We start from the raw sequence: 20,079 nt of genomic DNA on the forward strand, positions 1-20,079 counted from the left end.
TTTGATGGCCGGCAACGCCCCGCTGGCCAATTTCTTCGATCTTCACTCATTCCTTTTCCGTGATACGCAGGAAAAGGATCAGAAACTTTCTTTCAGCCACTGCCCCACACGGGCGATCCGCCCGCTGCCCATTCCAAACGGCGAGAACATTCCGCTCTGCGCCGCATGAATTTCGATGTCCGCGATCTGCGGATAGATCATCAATCCGCAAGCCGTGGAAAAGGCCGGGCCCTTGGCCGCAACCGGTAGGCCCGCCACACCCATCGGACGACCGATGCGCACGTTGCGAGCCAGAATGCGACGCGCCGTTTCCGGCAGACCGGTGAGCTGGCTAGCGCCACCCGTCAGCACCACGCGCTTACCCACGATGGGGCTGAAACCGGACTTCTGGATCCGGTCACGAATGAGTTCCAGCGTCTCTTCGATACGAGCGCGGATAATACGGCTGACCAGCGCCTTAGAGACCTGCGATGGCTGATCGCGATCGTCCTCGCCGATCGGCGGAACGGCAATCATCTCGCGATCGTCCACGCCGCCATTGGCAAGCGACGAACCGTGAACCACCTTCAGACGCTCTGCGTCTTCAATACGAGTGGACAGACCGCGTGCAAGGTCGGTGGTGACGTGGTGGCCACCGAGGCCGATTGCATCGGTATGGACCAGACGGCCTTCGGCGAAAACCGAGATCGTCGTTGTGCCGCCGCCCATATCGATAGCAGCGCAGCCGAGTTCGACTTCATCATCCACCAATGCAGCCAGACCGCTGGCATAGGGAGTTGCAACAATGCCTTCGACCGAGAGGTGCGCACGGTTGATGCAAAGTTCTAGGTTCTTCAGCGCCGTGCGTTCAGCGGTAACGACGTGCATATCCACACCCAGTAGATCCCCATACATGGAGAGTGGATCTCGAATGCCGCGCTCGCCATCCAGCGAATAGCCCGTCGGCAACGAATGCAGAATAGCACGGTCCTGGCGAAGCGACTGCTGGCTTGCAGCAATCAAAACCTTGCGCAGATCGCCCGATTCCACTTCCTGTCCACCGAGATCGATGGAGGCAGTGTAGATATCGCTCGCCAGACGGCCAGCCGAAACATTGACGATCAGGCTGTCGACGGTGAGGCCTGCCATGCGCTCGGCGGCATCGACGGCCAGGCGAATGACACCTTCCAGCGCATCGAGATCGGCGATCACGCCGGATTTCACGCCACGCGAACGCTGATGACCGATGCCGATCACGTCTACCTTATGCGTGCGACCGGGCAGAACTTCGCTCTCCTGGCGCGGCGTCAGACGGCCGATCATGCACACGACCTTGGTGGAGCCGATATCGAGAACCGAAACCACATGGCTGCGCTTGGACGACAATGGCTTCAGGCGCGGAAGACCGAACTGGGAAGAACCGAACAAGCTCATGTGTTCTTCTCCGCTTTCTTGAGGGCCTTACTACGCGCTTCGACGGCAGCCTGACGACGCTCTGCTGCACCGTCCGTCAACTGCACCGTGGTGCGGTCGGAAAGACGCAGATCAACTGCTGCGACGTCGCGCGAAAGAATTTTCTGCTCCATATCGAGACGGGCCAGAAGCTGCAGCGCCTTCGGCACGTTTTCTTCCGGCAGCTTTACCACGATGCCATTGTCGAGGTGCAAATCCCAACGGCGACCGGCAACGCGAACATAGGCGCGAACGCGGTTGCGAATTTCCGGCCAGTCCGCAAGCTCATCGACAAAGCCCGCAGCGCCGGTTTCGGCATCGCGGCCAACAAACAGCGGCAGACCTGCATACTTGTTGTCACGCAACGGCGCGATGACACTGCCGCTCTTTTCGATCAACGACAGCTCCGAGCCGTGCTGCCAGATACCAAAGGCCTGACGCTCCTTGAGGCGCACTTCGATCGTCTTCGGATAGACCTTGCGCACTTCCACATCGTCGACCCATGGAAGTTCGGTCAGTTTCTTGCGCGCAGCGTTGACGTCCAGCGCGATCAGCGAAGTTGCGCCATCAAGGCCGAGAAGCTGGAAGACTTCGATTTCCGATGTCTGAAGATTGCCGGATACCTTGACGTCTTCAACGGCAAAACCGGCAGCAGACGTTGTTGCTTGAGCAACAAGCTCAGTGTGGCCACCAAGCGACATGCCGTAAAGGCCGACAGCGGAGAAAAATACGAGCGTCGATACCGTGCCGGTATGGGCTGGAATATGAATGCGTCCCGTTGCAAGGCTCGCACAAAAGCGGAAGACACGGCGCAGCGGACGCGGAAGAACCAGCCGGTCATCCACACCTGCGGCTGCGTGCTGGTCACGCTTTCTAGCTGCCGATTTTTTGCCCTTTACCGCAAGCACGACGCATCCTCCACCATCCACCGGACAAGATCACCAAAGGAACGGCCCTGATGAGCCGCCATCTCGGGCACGAGGGAGGTTGGCGTCATGCCCGGCTGGGTATTGATCTCCAGCCAGATAAGTTCGCCATCTTCTGAGAAACGGTCGTCGTAGCGAAAATCCGAACGGCTTACGCCACGGCAGCCAATCACCTGATGCGCCATGACCGCCAATGATTGGATTCTTTGGTAAATATTCTGTGAAATTTCTGCCGGGATGACATGCTTTGAGCCACCCTTGGCGTATTTTGCGTCGTAATCGTAGAAATTATGGCCGAGCGGCACGACTTCCGTCACGCCTAAAGCCTCGCCGTTCATCACGCCGCAGGTGAGTTCGCGGCCATGAACATAGCGTTCGACCATGACCGAATCACCATAACGCCAGTCGGTCGAGCCAAGCACCTGCGGAGGATGGGATTGATCTTCCGTGACGATGACAACACCGAAGCTCGAACCCTCGCAAACAGGCTTGACGACATAAGGCGTCGCCATCGGATGGTCGGAGCCGATATCGAAACGGTTCATCAGCTTTTCGGCAGCAACAGGGATGCCAGCGGCAGCGGCAATCTTCTTGGACTGCGACTTGTTCATCGCCAGAGACGACGCCGCGACCCCGGAATGGGTATATGGAATTTCGAGATATTCCAGAACACCCTGGATCGTACCGTCTTCCCCGAAGGGACCATGCAAAGCGTTGAATGCGACGTCAGGGCGCAAGTCAGCAAGGACCGCAGCAACATTGCGATCGACATCCACCCGCGTGACCTTATAGCCCTCACCTTCCAGCGCAGACGCGCAAGCCTCTCCCGACGAGAGGCTGACCGGCCGCTCCGAAGAAAACCCACCCATAAGAACAGCTACGTGCTTGCCGCTCATAAAAACCTCTGACACCTGAAATTCCAGACGAGGCACCGGAACCGGAATGGTTCGCGATTCTCTCGCCCGACCCGTACGAGACACTTAAACGTCATTAAGGTTAACGAAGCGTTTACTTTCCTTAACCGAAGCGGCCATTGGTGCGATTTTCGTTAAAGAATCACATGAGGCACGGATTCCTTCCTTGGAATCAGAGTGTTGCGATCGATGCAAGATTCAGAATTTCAGCCGGATCAAATAAATCCATTGCGCGGATTTCGAGCATCGGCATCAAAAGCAAGATCGATTCGTTAAGATCGCCCGATTGTCCCCAGGGATTTAGAACCTCCAGGCACACGCGCTGAGCGGCAAAAAAGAGACCGCGCATTGGGCGCTTGTCACGTTAAAGTCCAAAAACACCTGAAATTCTCGTGATTTTTTACAGCTTATTGCGCTTTGGTCGTTCCAAAGGATCGAAAATTGCGTTAACGCAACGGCAGCCTCCTCCAAGGTCATAAGTCTTACTTAACAATGGAACCAATACCATGACTGACGCGATATCTCCTGTATCGCCGACAGCTGCCACGCCGAACGATGTAAAGACAAATTCGCCTGCACGAGTTCTCACTGCCAGCCTGGTCGGTACGACCATCGAATTCTTCGATTTCTACGTTTATGCGACCGCCGCCGTGCTCGTGTTTCCGACGCTGTTCTTCCCCAACAGCGATCCGATGACGGCTTTGCTTGCATCCTTCGCCACCTTTTCGATCGCCTTCTTTGCCCGTCCACTCGGCGCACTGGTGTTTGGTCACTACGGCGACCGCGTGGGCCGCAAGACGACGCTTGTCGCAGCCCTGCTGACGATGGGCATCTCTACTGTCGTGATCGGCCTTTTGCCGTCCTATGAAACAGCAGGCGTTTTCGCTCCTCTGCTGCTGGCCCTTTGCCGTTTCGGCCAGGGCTTTGGACTTGGTGGCGAATGGGGCGGCGCCGTTCTTCTGGCAACGGAAAATGCGCCTCCTGGCAAACGCAACTGGTACGCCATGTTCCCGCAGCTCGGCGCACCGGTTGGCCTCTTCCTGTCCTCGGGTATCTTCTGGCTGCTGCTGCATGTCATGTCGAATGAAGCGCTCATCTCGTGGGGCTGGCGTATTCCCTTCGTCGCCTCGACGCTGCTGATCGCGGTTGGCCTGTGGGTCCGTTTCTCCATTTCGGAAACGCCTGCGTTCCAGAAGGCAATCGACAAGCATGAACGCGTTGCCGTTCCAGCCAAGGAAATCTTCACCAAGTATAAGCGCAGCCTGTTCCTCGGCACCTTTGTAGCGCTTGTTACCTTCGTGCTGTTCTACATCGCAACCGCCTGGCTGCTGTCCTACAACGTCAAGGTTCTGAAGATCCCCTTCCTCGACGCGCTGGAAATCCAGATCCTCAGTGCCGTCGTCTTCGGCATCTTCATCCCGCTGACGGGCATCGTCGGCGACAAGGTCGGTCGTCGCCTGTCGCTGATCGTCATCACGGTCTTGATCGCCGCCTTCTCCTTCCTGCTTCCGGTTCTTCTGGGCGGCGGCGAAACAGGCGTCGCAATCTTCGCGGCTTCGGCCATGGCACTGATGGGCATGACCTACGCGCTGATCGGCGCGGCATTGGCTGCCCCCTTCCCCACCAGCGTGCGCTACACCGGCGCGTCGCTGACCTTCAACTTCGCAGGCATCGTCGGCGCCTCTCTCGCACCTTACATCGCGACGTGGCTGCAGACGAATTACGGCATGGCCGCCGTCGGCTATTATCTCGGCATCGCTGCCGTGATCACGCTGGTCTGCATCCTCGCCTCAGGCAAGGACGAAGTGTAAGCGATCCCGACAATGGCGGCGCACCATTCCCGATGCGCCGCTTGAAGCCTGAATCAAGCTAATAAAAAAGCCCGCGAAGTTTCTGACTTCGCGGGCTTTTCTTTATCTCTTACTACAAGCGCTTATGCGCCGAGGAAGGGCTCAACTTCGCGGCCCGGCATGAAAAGGCCAAAGCGCTTTATTTCCCATTCCAGACGAATGCCGGATTTCTCGAAGACACGCTTGCGCACGGCTTCACCGAGATATTCGAGATCGTAGCCCGTCGCGTGACCGGTATTGATCATGAAGTTGCAATGCAGAGACGACATCTGCGCGCCGCCGATGACCATGCCACGACCACCCGCCTCGTCGATCAACTCCCAGGCGGAGTGACCTTCCGGATTCTTGAAGGTCGAACCACCCGTCTGTTCGCGGATCGGCTGAACAGTCTCACGGTGATGACGCACAGCATCCATATCGGCACGGATCTTAGCGCGGTCTTCCGGATAGCCCTCGAAAAGTGCGCCCGTGAAGATCAGATCTTTATCGGCACCTGAATGCCGGTAGCTATACTGCATATCGGCATTGGACAGCACATGGCTGTTGCCCTTGCGGTCCACCGCATAGACTTCCACGACACGGTCTCGGGTTTCGCCACCATTGGCGCCGGCATTCATGCGCAGCGCGCCGCCGATGGAGCCTGGAATGCCATAGTAGAAGTGGAAGCCGCCGATGCCGTTATCCATCGCCATGGCTGCGATATGCTTGTCCGGGCAGATAGCACCCGCCTTGATACGATTTTCGCCAGCAAGCTCGACCTGACCGAAACCTTTGGCAGACAAACGCACGACAACGCCCGGAATGCCGCCGTCACGCACCAGCAGGTTGGAGCCAACGCCAACCACGGTCAGCGGAACATCCTCGGGCAGAATCTTGAGGAAGGTGATGAGATCATCCGTGTCGTGGGGCTGGAACATCAGTTCCGCAAGACCACCGGCCCTGAACCACGTCACGCGGTCCATTGGCGAGTCCGGCGTCACACGTCCTCTTAGTTCCTTTACTCCGTCGCCGAGCCTTTCCAGCAACTTTACCCCATCCACCTGTCTCATGCAGACTTTCCTGAAATGCTATCCAATTCTGACGGCAGCGCCGCTGCCCACTGCGTAATATTACCAGCGCCCAAGAGAACCACGAAATCACCCGGATTCGCAATGGCTGCAACTGTCTTTGCCAGATCGTCGCGTGAGGCAAGATGGCGCGCATCGCGATGGCCTGCTGCCTTGATGGCGGAAACCAGCGTCTCGGAGTTGACACCTTCGATGGCATCTTCACCTGCTGCATAGACCGGAGCAAGAAGAATCGTGTCCGCATCGTTGAAGCAATGGGCGAAATCCTCGAACAAGCTCGACAGGCGCGTGAAACGGTGCGGCTGATGGACGGCGATAATGCGACCTTTGCAGGCCTCGCGCGCAGCTTTCAACACGGCCTTGATTTCCACGGGGTGATGACCGTAATCGTCGAAAACCTGCACGCCGTTGGATTCACCTGTCAGCGTAAAGCGGCGTTTGACGCCGCCGAAAGAACCGAGCCCCTTCTTGATGTCCGCTTCCGAAATGCCGAGCCGGTTGGCGACTGCAATCGCAGCTGTAGCGTTCGAGACATTGTGACGGCCGGGCATCGGCAGCACGAGATCCTTGAAGGAAAATACCTTGCCCGTGCGGCGGCGACGGATTTCGACATCGAAGACAGACTTGGTGCCATCGATACGAACATTGGAAAAGCGAACATCCGCCTGTGGGTTCTCACCATAGGTGATGACCTTGCGATCCTCGATCTTGCCAACCAGCGTCTGCACCTCTGGATGGTCGAGGCACATGACCCCGAACCCATAGAAAGGCACGTTTTCCACGAACTGGCGGAAGGCCTGACGCACGGCGTCGAAATTGCCGTAATGGTCGAGATGTTCCGGGTCGATATTGGTGACCACCGCAACATCTGCGGGCAGCTTCAGAAAGGTACCGTCGGATTCGTCGGCCTCGACAACCATCCATTCACCCTCGCCCATGCGGGCATTGGTGCCATAGGCGTTAATGATACCACCATTGATGACGGTCGGATCGAGATTGCCAGCTTCCAGCAGCGTCGCCACCATGGACGTCGTCGTGGTCTTGCCATGCGTACCGCCGATAGCGATCGCATTGCGGAAACGCATCAGCTCGGCCAGCATTTCGGCACGGCGAACGATGGGCAGATGCTTTTCGCGTGCGGAGACCAGCTCGGGGTTGTTCTTCTTGATGGCGGTCGACACCACCACCACTTCCGCGTCGCCAAGGTTTTCAGCCTTGTGACCGACGAAAACCTCAATACCCTTCTCGCGCAGACGCTGCACATTGGCACTGTCTGCCTGATCGGAACCTTGAACGCGATGGCCAAGATTGTGCAGCACCTCGGCAATGCCGCTCATGCCGATGCCGCCAATTCCGATGAAATGGACAAGACCGATGGCTTTCGGCATCTTCATGGATGCACTCCTTCATTCTTCGATTTGAATTGCTGAACGCTTTCCCCCGCGGCGATCGCCTCCACGAGATCGGCGAGGCGCTTGGCCGCGTCCGGCTTGCCAGTGGCCTTGGCGGCAGCAGCCGTCTTCTCCAGTCGAGCCGGGTCGTTCATCGCGTCAGCCAAAAGCGCCGAGAGCGCATTCGGCGAGAGATCAGCCTGCTTGATGACGCTGGCACCGCCGGCTGCGGAAAGAGCCGCCGCATTGGCCGCCTGATCGTGATCGAGCGCATGCGGATAAGGAACGAGAACCGACGGCCGACCGATCACCGAAAGCTCCGAGACGGTCGAAGCGCCTGAGCGGCTGATCACCAGATCGGCTTGAGCGATACGCTCGGCCATATCGCCGAAGAATGGCGAGACATCCGCCCTAACACCAAGCTTCTTGTAGGATTCGACAACGCTGTCCTTATCCTCGACCCGCGCCTGCTGGGTCAGCGTGATGCGGCTGCGCAGATCATTAGGAAGGAGGCAGATGGCAGCAGGAACGGCTGCGGAGAAAAACTGCGCCCCCTGGCTTCCGCCAAAAACGACGAGATTGAACTCTTCGCCCGAATTGGATGGCGTGTAGGCAACATGCGCAGCAGACAGGACGGCTGGACGAACAGGGTTCCCCGTCATGACGATCTTGTCGCCATACTCGCCCTTGTTTTCCGGCAAAAAGCCGCCAGCGATCGCCTTAACCCGCTTTGCCAGCGCCTTGTTGGCGCGGCCCATGACCGCATTCTGTTCATGCAGCAGCGACGGTACACCCATGCCGGTGGATGCCAAAAGCGGCGGAACCGTTGGATAACCACCGAAGCCGACAACGGCAACAGGCCTTAGTCGAGTCATCAGTTTGCGCGCAGAGCGAAGACCCGTCCAGAGCGTGGCCAGCGCCTTGATCACGCGGATCGGGTTCTTCGAGCCAATCGTCGCTGATGGCACGACATGAATTTCCTCGGCGGGAAACTTGCCCGCGTAGCGCTCGGCACGGCTGTCAGTCACCAAGTGTACGGAGTAACCGCGCGCCTTTAACTCGTACGCCAACGCTTCTGCCGGAAAAACATGGCCGCCGGTTCCACCGGCGGCAAGCATAACAATACCCTTGGTCATAATTCTTTACTCCGCAGGAAGACCCGCGCCCACGCGGAAGAAGCTGCGCTCTTGTGCGCGCTTCTCGGGTCTGTGTCGTGTGAGTGCCAGCAGGAAACCGGCGGTCACGCAGATCGCCATCATCGAAGAACCACCATAGGAAATCAGCGGCAGCGTCATGCCCTTGGCTGGCATAAGTTCGAGATTGACGCCGATATTGATCATCGACTGGATGCCGATCTGTAGAACGAGGCCTGCAACCGCAAAACGGACGAAATCGTCCTTCTCCTTGAAGGCATGGCTGAGGCCACGCAAAACGATGAACGCGAAGATCGCAACCAACGCCATGCAGAAGACGATGCCGAATTCTTCCGCAGCCACGGAGAAGATGAAGTCGGTATGGCTGTCAGGAATGATTCGCTTGACGATGCCCTCGCCCGGACCCTGGCCGAACCAGTCGCCGCGGATGATCGCTTCGCGGGCGGTATCCACTTGGAACGTGTCACCCTCCCCTGTCCAGAAGCGGTCGATACGACCGGCCACGTGCGGAAGCGTCAGATAGGCAGTGACGATGCCACCAACACCCAGACCACCGAGCATGATGATCCAAAACCACGGCACACCGGCCATGAAGAACATCCCACCCCAGACAACGGATGTCAGAATCGTCTGACCAAAGTCCGGCTGGGCGATCAAAAGCGCCGCGACAATGCCGAAAGTGATGATGGCGAAGAGGTTGCCTGGAATTTCGGGATGGCGCGCACGCTCGGCAAAAAGCCAGGCGCAAACGATGACAAAGGCTGGCTTCATGAATTCGGATGGCTGGATGGAAAAGCTGCCGATCGAAATCCAGCGGCGCGCACCCTTCACCTCGATGCCGAAGAACAGCGCGAAGATCATCATTAGGAGCGATACGATCAATAGCACGATAGCTACGCGGCGAACCTGCCGCGGCGAAAGAAAGGACAGCCCGATCATGATCGCCAGCGACGGGACGATGAACATCGCCTGGCGCTCGACGAAGAAGAAGCTGTTGAGGCCGATGCGCTCGGCCACCGCCGGCGACGCGGCAAAGGACAGCATCAGACCAATGCCGATGAGAGCAATGAAGGCGGCCAGGAAGAAGCGGTCGATTGTCCAGAACCACTCCGCGACTGGACCACGGTCAGTACGGCTTACCATATCTTCAGTGCTCCTTTTGCACTTCCACCAGCATCGTCACACCATCGAGTGCAGCGACGTGCGAAACGAACGAATCACCCCGTATTTCAAAATTCTTATATTGATCGAAGCTTGCGCAAGCCGGAGATAGCATCACGACATTGCCGCTCTGACCATCTGCCGTGGCTTCCGCAGCCGCATGCGCGACCGCTTTGTCCAGCGTGCCGGAAATTTCATAAGGTACGGCTTCACCCAGCGTCGCGGCAAATTCGGCTGCCGCCTCGCCGATCAGATAGGCCTTGGCGATACGCGAGAACAATGGTGAAAGGCTGGCGATACCGCCTGCCTTCGGCAAACCGCCGGCAATCCAGTAGATGCGGTCATAGCTCGAAAGCGCGGGCGCAGATGCATCCGCATTGGTCGCCTTGCTGTCATTGATGAAGGTGACGTTGCCACGCCGTCCGACGGGCTGCATGCGGTGCTTCAGACCGGGGAAGGACTTCAACCCCGACCTCACCTCGTCCTCGGAGACGCCGACTGCAATGCAAGCCGCAATGGCAGCCGCAGCGTTCTGAGCATTGTGGCTACCGCGAAGCGTCTGGATGCCGTCCAGATCGACAAGCAGCGACGACGTACCGCCCTCGGCTTTCATGATCCGGCTGCCTTCGGCGTAAAGCCCATTGGCCACTGCATTGCGCTTAGAGATCCGGGTGACTTTCACGCCAGCGCGCTCGATACGATCGGCACTCAAGGTGCAATAGCTATCGTCGACTCCGACAATGGCCGCATCGCTTCCTGCAACGAGACGCTCTTTGACATCGGCATAATGCTGCATCGTGCCGTGGCGATCGAGGTGATCGGGCGTCAGGTTGAGCAATATCCCGGCCGATGGGTTCAACGTCGGAGCGAGATCGATCTGATAGGAAGAGCATTCGACCACGTAGAACCGTTCGGCTTTCGGTGGATCGAGGCTGAGAACGGCTGTGCCGATATTGCCGCCAAGCTGCGTATCGCGGCCAGCGGATTTAAGAATATGGGCAATCAGGGCCGAGGTGGTGGATTTGCCATTGGTGCCGGTAATGGCGATGAAGGGGCAATCCGGCGCATGCGCTCGGCGCTCACGCACGAAGAGCTCGATATCACCGATCACGTCAACACCAGCAGCCTTGGCAAGATCGACCGACCAATGGGGCTTCGGATGCGTCAGCGGCACGCCCGGCGCGAGAACGAAAGCAGCAAGCTTCGACCAATCGAGCGTGCGCAGATCGGCGGTCGGGATACCCTCACTCGCAGCCTTCGCGACGCTATCTGGGTTGTCGTCGAAAGCAACGACATCGGCGCCGCCAGCAACCAGCGCTCTGGCGGTCGCAAGGCCCGAACCGCCGAGACCGAAGAGAGCAACCTTCTTATCCGCGAAAGATGTGACCGGGATCATCGCTTACCTCAGCTTCAGTGTGGCGAGACCGAGCATGGCAAGACCGACGGAGATGATCCAGAAGCGGATAACAACCTGGCTTTCCGTCCAGCCCTTCTTTTCAAAATGGTGGTGGATCGGCGCCATGAGAAAAACACGACGTCCAGTGCGCTTGAACCAGAACACCTGGATGATGACGGAGAGCGTTTCCATCACGAAGAGACCGCCGACGATGACCATGACGATCTCATGCTTGACGGCAACGGCAATCGAGCCAATCAGACCACCGAGTGCGAGCGAGCCAGTGTCGCCCATGAAGATCGCGGCAGGCGGCGCATTGAACCAGAGGAAGCCGAGACCGGCACCGATGACAGCGCCGACGATGACAGCAAGCTCACCCGTTCCCGGCACGAAGTTGATCTGCAGATAATTGGCGAAGATTGCATTGCCGACGAGATAGGAAATCACGCCGAAGGTCGCCGCAGCAATCATCACCGGCACGATGGCAAGACCATCGAGACCGTCCGTCAGGTTCACCGCGTTACCCGCCGCGACGATGACGAAGGCGCCGAAGAGAACGAAGAAGTAGCCAAGATTGATCACGAATTCCTTGAAGAACGGAAACGCGACCGAGCTTCCAAGTGTTCCGCCATGCGGGGCTGTGGCCAGCGCAATCTGCATCATGAAGAAGGTGGCAATCGCAGCGATAACGAATTCGATGCCAAGACGCGCCTTGCCCGAAAAGCCTTTGTCGCTCTGCTTGGTCACCTTCAGGTAGTCATCGTAAAAGCCGATCGCGCCGAAGCCAAGCGTCACCAGAAGAACCGCAACGACATAGACATTCGACAGATCGCCCCAAAGTAGCGATCCGCCGAGAATGCCGGCGAGGATCATCAAGCCGCCCATGGTCGGCGTGCCGGCCTTCTTGAAGTGCGTCTGAGGGCCGTCGGCACGGATTGGCTGACCTTTGCCCTGGCGAATGCGCAGCGAATTGATGATGGCCGGTCCGAACAGGAAAACGATGAGAGCGGAGGTGAAGAGCGCGGCACCTGCCCGGAACGTGATGTACCTGAACAGGTTGAAGATTTGAATTTTGTCCGACAGTTCAACGAGCCAGATCAGCATGTTTGCCCTTTCGAAAGGCGGTCGAAGCGGCGGGCGGGAGGATGACCAGCACCGCTTCGAGGTTCTTGTTTCCGTATCGAGCGCAAAAAGCCGAAAATTTCGGCCTTTCAGGCTTCCTAATTCTGGCGCTCCGTCTCGGGGAATGCCGGATACTTGTCAAGAAGAGCCGACACAATCTTGCCGAAACCGATGCCAAGTGACGATTTTATCATCACCACGTCGCCCGGCTGCACCCATTTCAGCACGAACTCCGCCAGTTCACCCGTTGTTGGAAACCAGGAGACATTGACGCTTTCCGGCAGCGCATCGCGCAGATAAGCCATCGATTCTCCCGCAAGCCACACATGTTCGATACCGGCTGACAGGATCGGGCTCGACAGATCTTCATGGACCTCGGCGGCGAACTCGCCCATTTCCAGCATATCGCCGAGAACCGCGATGCGCCGCCCATTCCCGTGCACCTCGGCCTGCGCCAGAAGCGCAATTGCCGCACGCATGGAAGCAGGGTTGGCATTATAGCTTTCGTCGATCAGCAGGAATGAGCCGTCACCGATGGAACGGCGATGCCGCTCGCCCCTGCCCTTGACCGGCTTCAGAGCGCCAAGCGCCTGGAATGCGCGGTCGAGATTGGCGCCCGTGACAGCCACGGCACCGAGCGCCGCCATGGCGTTTTCAGCGATGTGACGACCCGGAATAGCGATATTGAGCTCGCTCGTTTCGCCATTGATGATGGCCCAAATGGTCGATCCGTTCGGCGTGCTTTCGAAATCTGCCAGACGGAAATCGGCCTTGGCATGCTGGCCGAACGTAAGAATGTGTTCGATGCCGACATTGATCGCGGTGGCTTCCAACCGCTCGAACTGCGCATTGTCTCGGTTGAGAATGACGGCGCCGCCCGGCACCACGCCCTCGAAAATTTCCGCCTTCGCATCGGCAATCTCTTCGAGGCTATTGAAGTTGCCAAGATGTGCTGCCGCAATGGTGGTGATGATCGCCAGATGCGGTCTCACCTGCTTGACTAGCGGACGGATTTCGTTGGGATGGTTCATGCCCACCTCGAACACGCCGAATTCGGTATCTGCCGGCATACGCGCTAGCGTCAGCGGCACGCCCCAGTGATTATTGAAAGACGACACCGCCGCATGAACCTTGCCCGATGGCGCCAGCACCTGCCGCAGCATTTCCTTGGTGGTCGTCTTGCCGACGGAACCGGTGACCGCAATGATGCGGGCCGAGGTTCTTTCGCGCGCGGCGATACCAAGCTTGACCAGTGCGCTGAGCACGTCGTCGACAACGATCATCGGCACGGTCAAACGACCTAGCGCTGGCAGCTTTGCCTCGGCAACGACCATCAGGCTCGCGCCATTCGCAACCGCGAAACTTGCATAATCATGACCATCGACACGATCGCCCTTGATGGCGAAGAAGGCTTCGCCCTGCTGCACCGTGCGGCTGTCGATGGAAATTCCCGTAATGCCTTGCGGCAGATTGCCGACCGGACGACCAGCCGTAATGGCGATCATGTCCGCAACTGTCCATAACCAGTTCAAATCTTCAATCCTTCCAGCGCCGAACGCACCTGTTCATGGTCGGAAAACGGCAGCGTCACGCCGCCAATGATCTGACCTTCCTCGTGCCCCTTGCCCGCAACGATCAATGTGTCTCCATTCCCCAGCATCGACACGGCATGGCGGATCGCCTCTGCGCGGTCTGCAATCTCCAGTGCGCCCTGTGCCGCCGCCATGATCTCGGATCGAATGGTGGCGGGCTCCTCCGAACGCGGGTTGTCGTCTGTGACGATAACAACGTCCGAAAGCCGTGTGGCGACCTCGCCCATGATCGGACGCTTGCCCTTGTCACGGTCGCCGCCGCAGCCGAAAACAGTAATGATGCGACCCGAGGTGAAAGGACGCACGGAGGTCAGAACGTTCTCCAGCGCGTCCGGCTTGTGAGCATAATCCACGTAAGCCAACGCGCCGTTCTTCGTCTGCCCTACCAGTTCCAGACGACCGGCAGCGCCAATCAGCTTTTCCAGCGCTTTCATGGCTACCGCCACAGGCACACCGGTGGACATGGCAAGACCCGCTGAAACGAGAGCATTGGCCACCTGGAAGTCGCCGGCGAGCGGAATATCCACTTCGTGAATTGCGCCTTTGTGATGCACTTCGATCATCTGCTTGTGGCGAAAGTGCTCGACACGCTTCAGCGCCAGATAGTCACCCTTTCGACCCACGGTGCGCACGTCGTGACCGGCTTTGGTCGCGACCTCTATTGCCTGCGCAGACCATGGGTCATCGGCAAAGATGACGACCGGAGAGCCCTTCGGAAGAAGAGTATCGAAGAGCCGCATCTTGGCGGCCATGTAGTCCTCGACGGTCGGATGGTAGTCCATATGATCGCGGCCGAGATTGGTGAAACCGGCAGCCGAGAGCTTGACGCCGTCGAGACGGCGCTGGTCGAGACCATGGCTCGACGCCTCCATGGCCGCATGCGTCACGCCTTCTACGGCGAGCTCTGCCAGCAGCGCATGCAGCGAAACAGGATCGGGCGTGGTGAGCGAGCCATAATCCTCACGGCCAGGCGCAATCACACCCGTGGTGCCGATCTGTGCTGCGGGATGGCCGGCAAAATCCCAAATCTGGCGGGTGAAGGATGCAACGGAAGTCTTGCCAGCCGTACCGGTCACGGCAACCATTGTTTCCGGCTGTTTTCCGTAAAAGCGGGCAGCGGCGAGCGCGAGATACAATCTCGGATCGGAAACCACGAGAACCGGTACGTCTGCGGATACAGGCTGGCCGGTCACGACCGCAGCCGCACCCCTGGCGACGGCATCCTGTACGAAACTCGTGCCGTCCGCCTTATTGCCTGCAACGGCAACGAAGAGCGCGCCCGGCTCGACCTTGCGGCTATCAGCCGTGATCGAGGTGATGGTCAGCGCTCCGGCATCTGCGCGAAGCAATTCATTCAGTTCCGGAAACGACTGTCCCGATAGATCTCGCAAATTCATTGATGTGTCCGTCATGTCCCCCCGACGCGAATCGCCGGTCCATCATAAGCTGTACCAATCAATAAGACACGAGCAAGGCCGAGCCATCCTTACCGAACTTCGGCTTCACGCCGAGGATCGCGGCAGAGCGGGCGATAATGTCGTGCACCATCGGAGCCGCGGAAGAGCCTGCAAGTGCCGCACCATTGCCCTTGTCCGTCTTCGGTTCGTCGATGAAGGAAAGCACGACATATTCTGGCTTCTCCATCGGGAAGGCCGAGAGGAAGGCGTTGAAGTTCTTGTCATGCACGTAGCGGCCATTGACCACCTTGTCGGCAGTACCCGTCTTGCCACCCACGTTGAAGCCTTCGACACGGGCGTTACGGCCTGAGCCGTTAACGCCATTCCACTCGAACAGGAAGCGCATGTCACGGCTAGTGGTGGGCTTGATGACCTGCTTGGCCACGAGATCGGCCTGTTCGACCGTGCGCGGCAGGAAGGTTGGCTCGATTAGCTTGCCGCCATTGACGAGTGCCGCACCGGCAATTGCCGTTTGCAGCGGGGTCGTCGAAACACCGTGACCGAAGGAGATCGTGATGGAGTTGATCTTCTTCCACTGGCGCGGCTGCGTCGGCATTGCCACTTCCGGAAGCTCCGTCTGCATTTTGGACAACAGGCCAAGACGCGTCAGGAACTCCTTATGCCCTTCCGTACCGACCGTATCGGCGATTTTCGCCGTGCCGATGTTGGACGAATACTGGAAGATTTCAGGCACGGAAAGCACGCGGCCCTTGCCGTGGAAATCCTTGATGGTGAAGCCACCGATGCGGATCGGGAAGCGGGCATCGAAGGTGGACCCTAAGTTGATGCCGCCCTCGTCCAGGCCCATGGCGATGGTGAAGGATTTGAAGGTCGAGCCCATTTCGAACGTACCGTTCGACATGCGGTTCAGCCAGCCTTCCTTGGCGCCTTCCGCCGGATTGTTGGGATCGTAATCCGGCAGTGATGCCATGGCGAGGATTTCGCCCGTATGCACATTGATGACGACAGCACCCGCGCCGATCGCCTGGAATTTCTGGATGGCGTTGACCACCACTTCGCGCACGATGGCCTGGACGCGCAGATCGATGGAAAGCTTCACCGGTTCCAGCGGCTGATCGGAAGTCATGCCAAGTGCGGTCAGATCCGCGAGGCCCTGACTGTCGAGATAACGCTCCATGCCGGCAACGCCGCGGTTATCGATATTGACATGGCCGATGACGTGCGCTGCTGTCGGGCCACCGGGATAGAATCGACGTTTCTCAGGCCGAAAGCCGATGCCGGGAATGCCGAGCGCGAGAATCTGACTCTGCTGCTTCGGCGTCAACTGACGGCGTAGCCACTGGAAGCGTGAACTGGAGGTCAGCTTCTGATAGGTGCCGCGCGTATCGAGATCGGGAAGAACCGTGCGCAGCTTCTCGATTGCCTCGTCGACATCGACGATGCGATGCGGTTCGGCAAATAGCGACACGGTGCGGATATCGGTGGCGAGCACTTCGCCATTGCGGTCCAGAAGGTCGGGACGCGAGGCCATCAGCCTGTCGGCAGGCGCGATGCTGGACACTGTTTCCTGCTGGGCCAGACCATATTGCACCAGACGACCGCCGATGACGCCGTAGAAGCAGACGAAGCCGAAGATCAAAAGGCCGACGCGGCTTTTTGCCTGCGAAGCGCGCTTCTTGCGCGCACCGTCAAACGCAGCATGGTCCGCTCCGCCAATCGTACTGGCGGAGAAATGGGCCTTGCTCTTCAAAACCATGACGCGGGAGAGAAAAGACATCAGTCCACCGATCCTGTTATCGTTTCATCCATTTCGCCAGACTCGTCGCCGACCGGCGCTCTTGGCGCAGGCATCGGCTGCTTCGGCGCGCGTGCCACATGAGAGCGCGGCGCCGGTGCTGGAACGGGCTTGCCGCCAGTGGCGACAATCTGGCCGGCAGGCGCAGATTTCGGCTTGGCACCACCAAGTGTGGCGCCAGGCTTCGAACCATTGACGGCCGCAGCAATCACGTCCTCGACGCTCATGCCTTCAGGCTCTGGCGGCTGAGGCAACTGCGAACGCAGCATCGGCAGTTCCTGCGGCTGCGCCAGTTGCGTCGGCAAGGTGGGCGCTAACTGGAGATCGGCCTGATAGGCATTGACGAGACGATGCAGGCGGTTCGGCTGCGTTAGAAGTGCCCAGTCGGCCCGCAGTAGATCGATCGTGTCGCGCTCGAGCCTGATCTCGGCTTCGAGCTTCTTGACCGATTCAAGCTTGAGATCGGCCTGATGCTTGATGGAATAGGTGACGACGGCTGCCGCCACCATCACGCCGACGAGAATGAGGTCGAGTGTGCGCAGCATATCAGCCTCCCATCTTTTCAAGGCTGGCGAGATCGGGAAGTTCGAAAATGGACATGTCCGGCGAACGGACGGCAGCGTTGGTGCGAATACCCGCACGCAGCTTGGCGGAACGGGCGCGCGGATTCGTTTCCGCCTCTTCCTCGCTTGCAGCGATCATCGGCTTGCCCAGCGCATCGAAGATTGCCGGCTTGTCTTCGACCATCGGCATGTGACGGGACCCTGCCGCACGACCGGAACGATCAGCGAAATACTTCTTCACGATGCGATCTTCCAGCGAGTGGAAAGTAACGACCACGAGACGACCGCCGGGCTTCAATACCTGCTCGGCAGCAAATAACGCCTTGGCCAGCTCGCCCAGCTCGTCATTGACGAAGACGCGCAGCGCCTGGAAAACACGGGTTGCGGGATGGATCTTGTCCTTCGCCTTGCGGGGCGTGACGATTTCTATCAGCCCGGCAAGATCACGGGTGGTGCGGAAAGGCTCCTCGGCACGCTTCTTCTCGATGGCGCGCGCAATACGACCCGCCTGCTTTTCCTCACCGAGGAAGCCGAAGATGCGGATCAGATCGCCGACCTTGCAGCGATTGACGACATCGGCAGCGGAGACGCCGGATGCGGACATGCGCATGTCGAGCGGGCCGTTCTTCTGAAAGGAGAAGCCGCGTTCTGCCTCGTCGATCTGCATGGAGGACACGCCGATATCGAGCACGACGCCGTCAAGCCCTTCAGAGGGTGCGTGCGTTGCCAGATCGGAAAATTGCGATTGAATAAGAGAAAGCCGCCCGCCATTGGCTGCGACCATCGCTTGTCCGCCAGCAATGGCGGTGGGGTCGCGGTCAAGCGCAATCACGTTGGCGCCACACTCGAGGATCGCCTGGGTATAGCCGCCAGCGCCGAATGTGCCGTCGAGAATGATCTTGCCTTGAGCGGGATCGAGCGCGCTTAAAACTTCGCGAAGGAGAACCGGAATGTGGCGAATAGGTCCGCCACCGGCATCAGAAGATCGTCCGCCAGAATTCGCCGCCATTCCGTGTCCCCGCCTTATACGGGACGAACAGCAGAAAAACTGCGCCCCGCTCTTGCGGCCGTCTGCGCCTCGTGAAACGCCTCCGGCCGCCACAACTGAAAATGATCCGCCCGACCGACAAAGGTCACTTCCGCGGTGATGCCGGTGAAGTCGCGGATGAAATCCGTGACCATCAGCCGCCCTTCCCCGTCGAGCTTCATGAACACGCCGCCACCGTGAACCAGCAGCGACATCGCATTTGCTTCCGGCGAAAACGCGTCCATCGACGCGATCTGCCGCTCGTAGCGATCCAACAGGTCCGGCCCGCCAATGCTGATGGCCGGAAAGGCAAAATCCTGAAGGCAATAAAGCTCCTGGATTTCGCGCTGCGCCAACACCGAACGAAACGCCGAAGGAACCGAAACGCGCCCCTTGGCGTCGATCCTGTTCGTCACGTTCGATAAAAAGCGCCCCATGTGACAACTCGCCAAAAACGCCTGAAGCCGCATGCTCAGACGACACCGATACGCACGACAAATCGCTGACCGGCAGAACCAAAAGTCCTGCAGCCTTGGAAAGGCCTTGTCTCCGTTTCAGCGATTGCGGGTCAAAAACACGACCCCTTGCGGTGTGCATTTGGGTTACCATGGGACACTATGGGCGTCAATGGGAGAAGGCGGCGCGAACCGACTTCGGATTCGAATATTCATATCCCGTTAAGTTTAACGAATGGTTTACCGGCAAGGGTTTGAAGCGACTTCTTCACTTGACCTAACGGAAGCCGGGAGCAAAAATTATCGAACGATAACAAGAGCCTATTCCGATGAACGGAATCTGCTTCGCACCACTTTGGAAAAAGAGAAAAATCGCCAGTTGGCCTGTAAGCCGGGTTCTGTATGGCTCCGGTTTGACCCGGAACGTGGCAGCCATTCATCTGGGACGACATTTGCATGCCGCCTCGCGCAACCCACCCGGATGACTCGCCCGGAAACAGGCTGTAGGCACTGCTTCCACAGCACCCCACGTCATCCCTATTCGGTCTTGCTCCCGGTGGGGTTTACCATGCCACCCCTGTTACCAGCGGCGCGGTGGGCTCTTACCCCACCCTTTCACCCTTACCACCTAAAAGGTGGCGGTCTACTCTCTGCGGCACTTTCCCTAGGGTCGCCCCCGCCGGACGTTATCCGGCACCGTGTTTCCGTGGAGCCCGGACTTTCCTCACCCTACCGTCTTTCGACATTGGTAAAGCGCGGCTGCCCGGCCAACTGGCACGCGCTCCTTAGACGGGTTCAGGATGAAAAGCCAACGGAA

The 20,079-nt window shown here is 58.7% G+C and carries 17 protein-coding genes and 1 other RNA gene; 1 reads left to right on the forward strand and 17 read right to left on the reverse strand.

Annotated features, from left to right (window positions below; all coding sequences use genetic code 11):
- Positions 1 to 78 precede the first annotated feature (78 nt).
- The 4 genes from ftsA to ACQZ5M_RS02685 form a co-directional block, all read right to left on the reverse strand.
- Entirely contained in the window at positions 79 to 1,413 is a 1,335-nt protein-coding gene (gene ftsA, locus ACQZ5M_RS02670) for a cell division protein FtsA (RefSeq protein WP_296014966.1), read from the reverse strand.
- Positions 1,410 to 2,339, reverse strand: a complete 930-nt coding sequence (locus ACQZ5M_RS02675) for a cell division protein FtsQ/DivIB (protein WP_296014975.1) — start codon at positions 2,337 to 2,339, stop codon at positions 1,410 to 1,412. Before ACQZ5M_RS02675 ends, ftsA begins: the two co-directional genes overlap by 4 nt.
- Entirely contained in the window at positions 2,327 to 3,253 is a 927-nt protein-coding gene (locus ACQZ5M_RS02680; RefSeq protein WP_449079011.1) for a D-alanine--D-alanine ligase, read from the reverse strand. Before ACQZ5M_RS02680 ends, ACQZ5M_RS02675 begins: the two co-directional genes overlap by 13 nt.
- 190 nt (positions 3,254 to 3,443) lie before the next feature.
- Positions 3,444 to 3,620, reverse strand: a complete 177-nt coding sequence (locus ACQZ5M_RS02685; RefSeq protein WP_296014992.1) for a hypothetical protein — start codon at positions 3,618 to 3,620, stop codon at positions 3,444 to 3,446.
- Positions 3,621 to 3,777: 157 nt separating this feature from the next.
- Here ACQZ5M_RS02685 and ACQZ5M_RS02690 point away from each other — a divergent pair, with 157 nt between their 5' ends.
- Complete coding sequence (locus ACQZ5M_RS02690) at positions 3,778 to 5,082, forward strand: MFS transporter (protein ID WP_296015009.1); 1,305 nt, start codon at positions 3,778 to 3,780, stop codon at positions 5,080 to 5,082.
- 122 nt (positions 5,083 to 5,204) lie between these two features.
- On the opposite strand, the gene murB is transcribed toward ACQZ5M_RS02690, so the two are convergent.
- The 13 genes from murB to rnpB all read right to left on the reverse strand — a co-directional run bounded on the left by murB (position 5,205) and on the right by rnpB (position 20,037).
- Positions 5,205 to 6,170: a UDP-N-acetylmuramate dehydrogenase gene (gene murB / locus ACQZ5M_RS02695; protein ID WP_296015017.1), complete on the reverse strand. Its 966-nt coding sequence runs from the start codon at positions 6,168 to 6,170 to the stop codon at positions 5,205 to 5,207.
- Entirely contained in the window at positions 6,167 to 7,582 is a 1,416-nt protein-coding gene (murC, locus tag ACQZ5M_RS02700) for a UDP-N-acetylmuramate--L-alanine ligase (protein ID WP_296015021.1), read from the reverse strand. Before murC ends, murB begins: the two co-directional genes overlap by 4 nt.
- Positions 7,579 to 8,715, reverse strand: a complete 1,137-nt coding sequence (gene murG, locus ACQZ5M_RS02705; RefSeq protein ID WP_296097266.1) for an undecaprenyldiphospho-muramoylpentapeptide beta-N-acetylglucosaminyltransferase — start codon at positions 8,713 to 8,715, stop codon at positions 7,579 to 7,581. Before murG ends, murC begins: the two co-directional genes overlap by 4 nt.
- Before the next feature lie 6 nt (positions 8,716 to 8,721).
- Positions 8,722 to 9,876 (reverse strand): putative lipid II flippase FtsW, encoded by a 1,155-nt coding sequence (gene ftsW, locus ACQZ5M_RS02710; RefSeq protein WP_296015051.1) that lies wholly within the window; start codon positions 9,874 to 9,876, stop codon positions 8,722 to 8,724.
- Between the two features lie 4 nt (positions 9,877 to 9,880).
- On the reverse strand, positions 9,881 to 11,290 hold the full coding sequence (murD, locus tag ACQZ5M_RS02715; protein WP_449079012.1) for a UDP-N-acetylmuramoyl-L-alanine--D-glutamate ligase: 1,410 nt from the start codon (positions 11,288 to 11,290) through the stop codon (positions 9,881 to 9,883).
- Between the two features lie 3 nt (positions 11,291 to 11,293).
- Positions 11,294 to 12,394 (reverse strand): phospho-N-acetylmuramoyl-pentapeptide-transferase, encoded by a 1,101-nt coding sequence (mraY, locus tag ACQZ5M_RS02720; protein WP_296015068.1) that lies wholly within the window; start codon positions 12,392 to 12,394, stop codon positions 11,294 to 11,296.
- A 116-nt stretch (positions 12,395 to 12,510) separates the two neighbouring features.
- Positions 12,511 to 13,944: a UDP-N-acetylmuramoylalanyl-D-glutamyl-2,6-diaminopimelate--D-alanyl-D-alanine ligase gene (locus tag ACQZ5M_RS02725; RefSeq protein ID WP_449079013.1), complete on the reverse strand. Its 1,434-nt coding sequence runs from the start codon at positions 13,942 to 13,944 to the stop codon at positions 12,511 to 12,513.
- A complete protein-coding gene (locus tag ACQZ5M_RS02730; RefSeq protein ID WP_449079014.1) occupies positions 13,941 to 15,401 on the reverse strand; it encodes a UDP-N-acetylmuramoyl-L-alanyl-D-glutamate--2,6-diaminopimelate ligase in 1,461 nt (486 codons plus the stop codon). The genes ACQZ5M_RS02725 and ACQZ5M_RS02730 overlap by 4 nt, the downstream gene beginning before the upstream one ends.
- Before the next feature lie 58 nt (positions 15,402 to 15,459).
- A complete protein-coding gene (locus ACQZ5M_RS02735; protein ID WP_296015087.1) occupies positions 15,460 to 17,199 on the reverse strand; it encodes a peptidoglycan D,D-transpeptidase FtsI family protein in 1,740 nt (579 codons plus the stop codon).
- A complete protein-coding gene (ftsL, locus tag ACQZ5M_RS02740) occupies positions 17,199 to 17,762 on the reverse strand; it encodes a cell division protein FtsL (protein WP_296015094.1) in 564 nt (187 codons plus the stop codon). Before ftsL ends, ACQZ5M_RS02735 begins: the two co-directional genes overlap by 1 nt.
- Before the next feature lies 1 nt (position 17,763).
- Positions 17,764 to 18,789 (reverse strand): 16S rRNA (cytosine(1402)-N(4))-methyltransferase RsmH, encoded by a 1,026-nt coding sequence (rsmH, locus tag ACQZ5M_RS02745; RefSeq protein WP_449079015.1) that lies wholly within the window; start codon positions 18,787 to 18,789, stop codon positions 17,764 to 17,766.
- 14 nt (positions 18,790 to 18,803) lie between these two features.
- Positions 18,804 to 19,244: a division/cell wall cluster transcriptional repressor MraZ gene (mraZ, locus tag ACQZ5M_RS02750; protein WP_296015110.1), complete on the reverse strand. Its 441-nt coding sequence runs from the start codon at positions 19,242 to 19,244 to the stop codon at positions 18,804 to 18,806.
- 389 nt (positions 19,245 to 19,633) lie between these two features.
- An RNA gene (gene rnpB, locus ACQZ5M_RS02755) (RNase P RNA component class A) lies at positions 19,634 to 20,037 on the reverse strand.
- Positions 20,038 to 20,079: the final 42 nt, after the last annotated feature.

This window comes from Rhizobium sp. 22-785-1 (assembly GCF_053521965.1).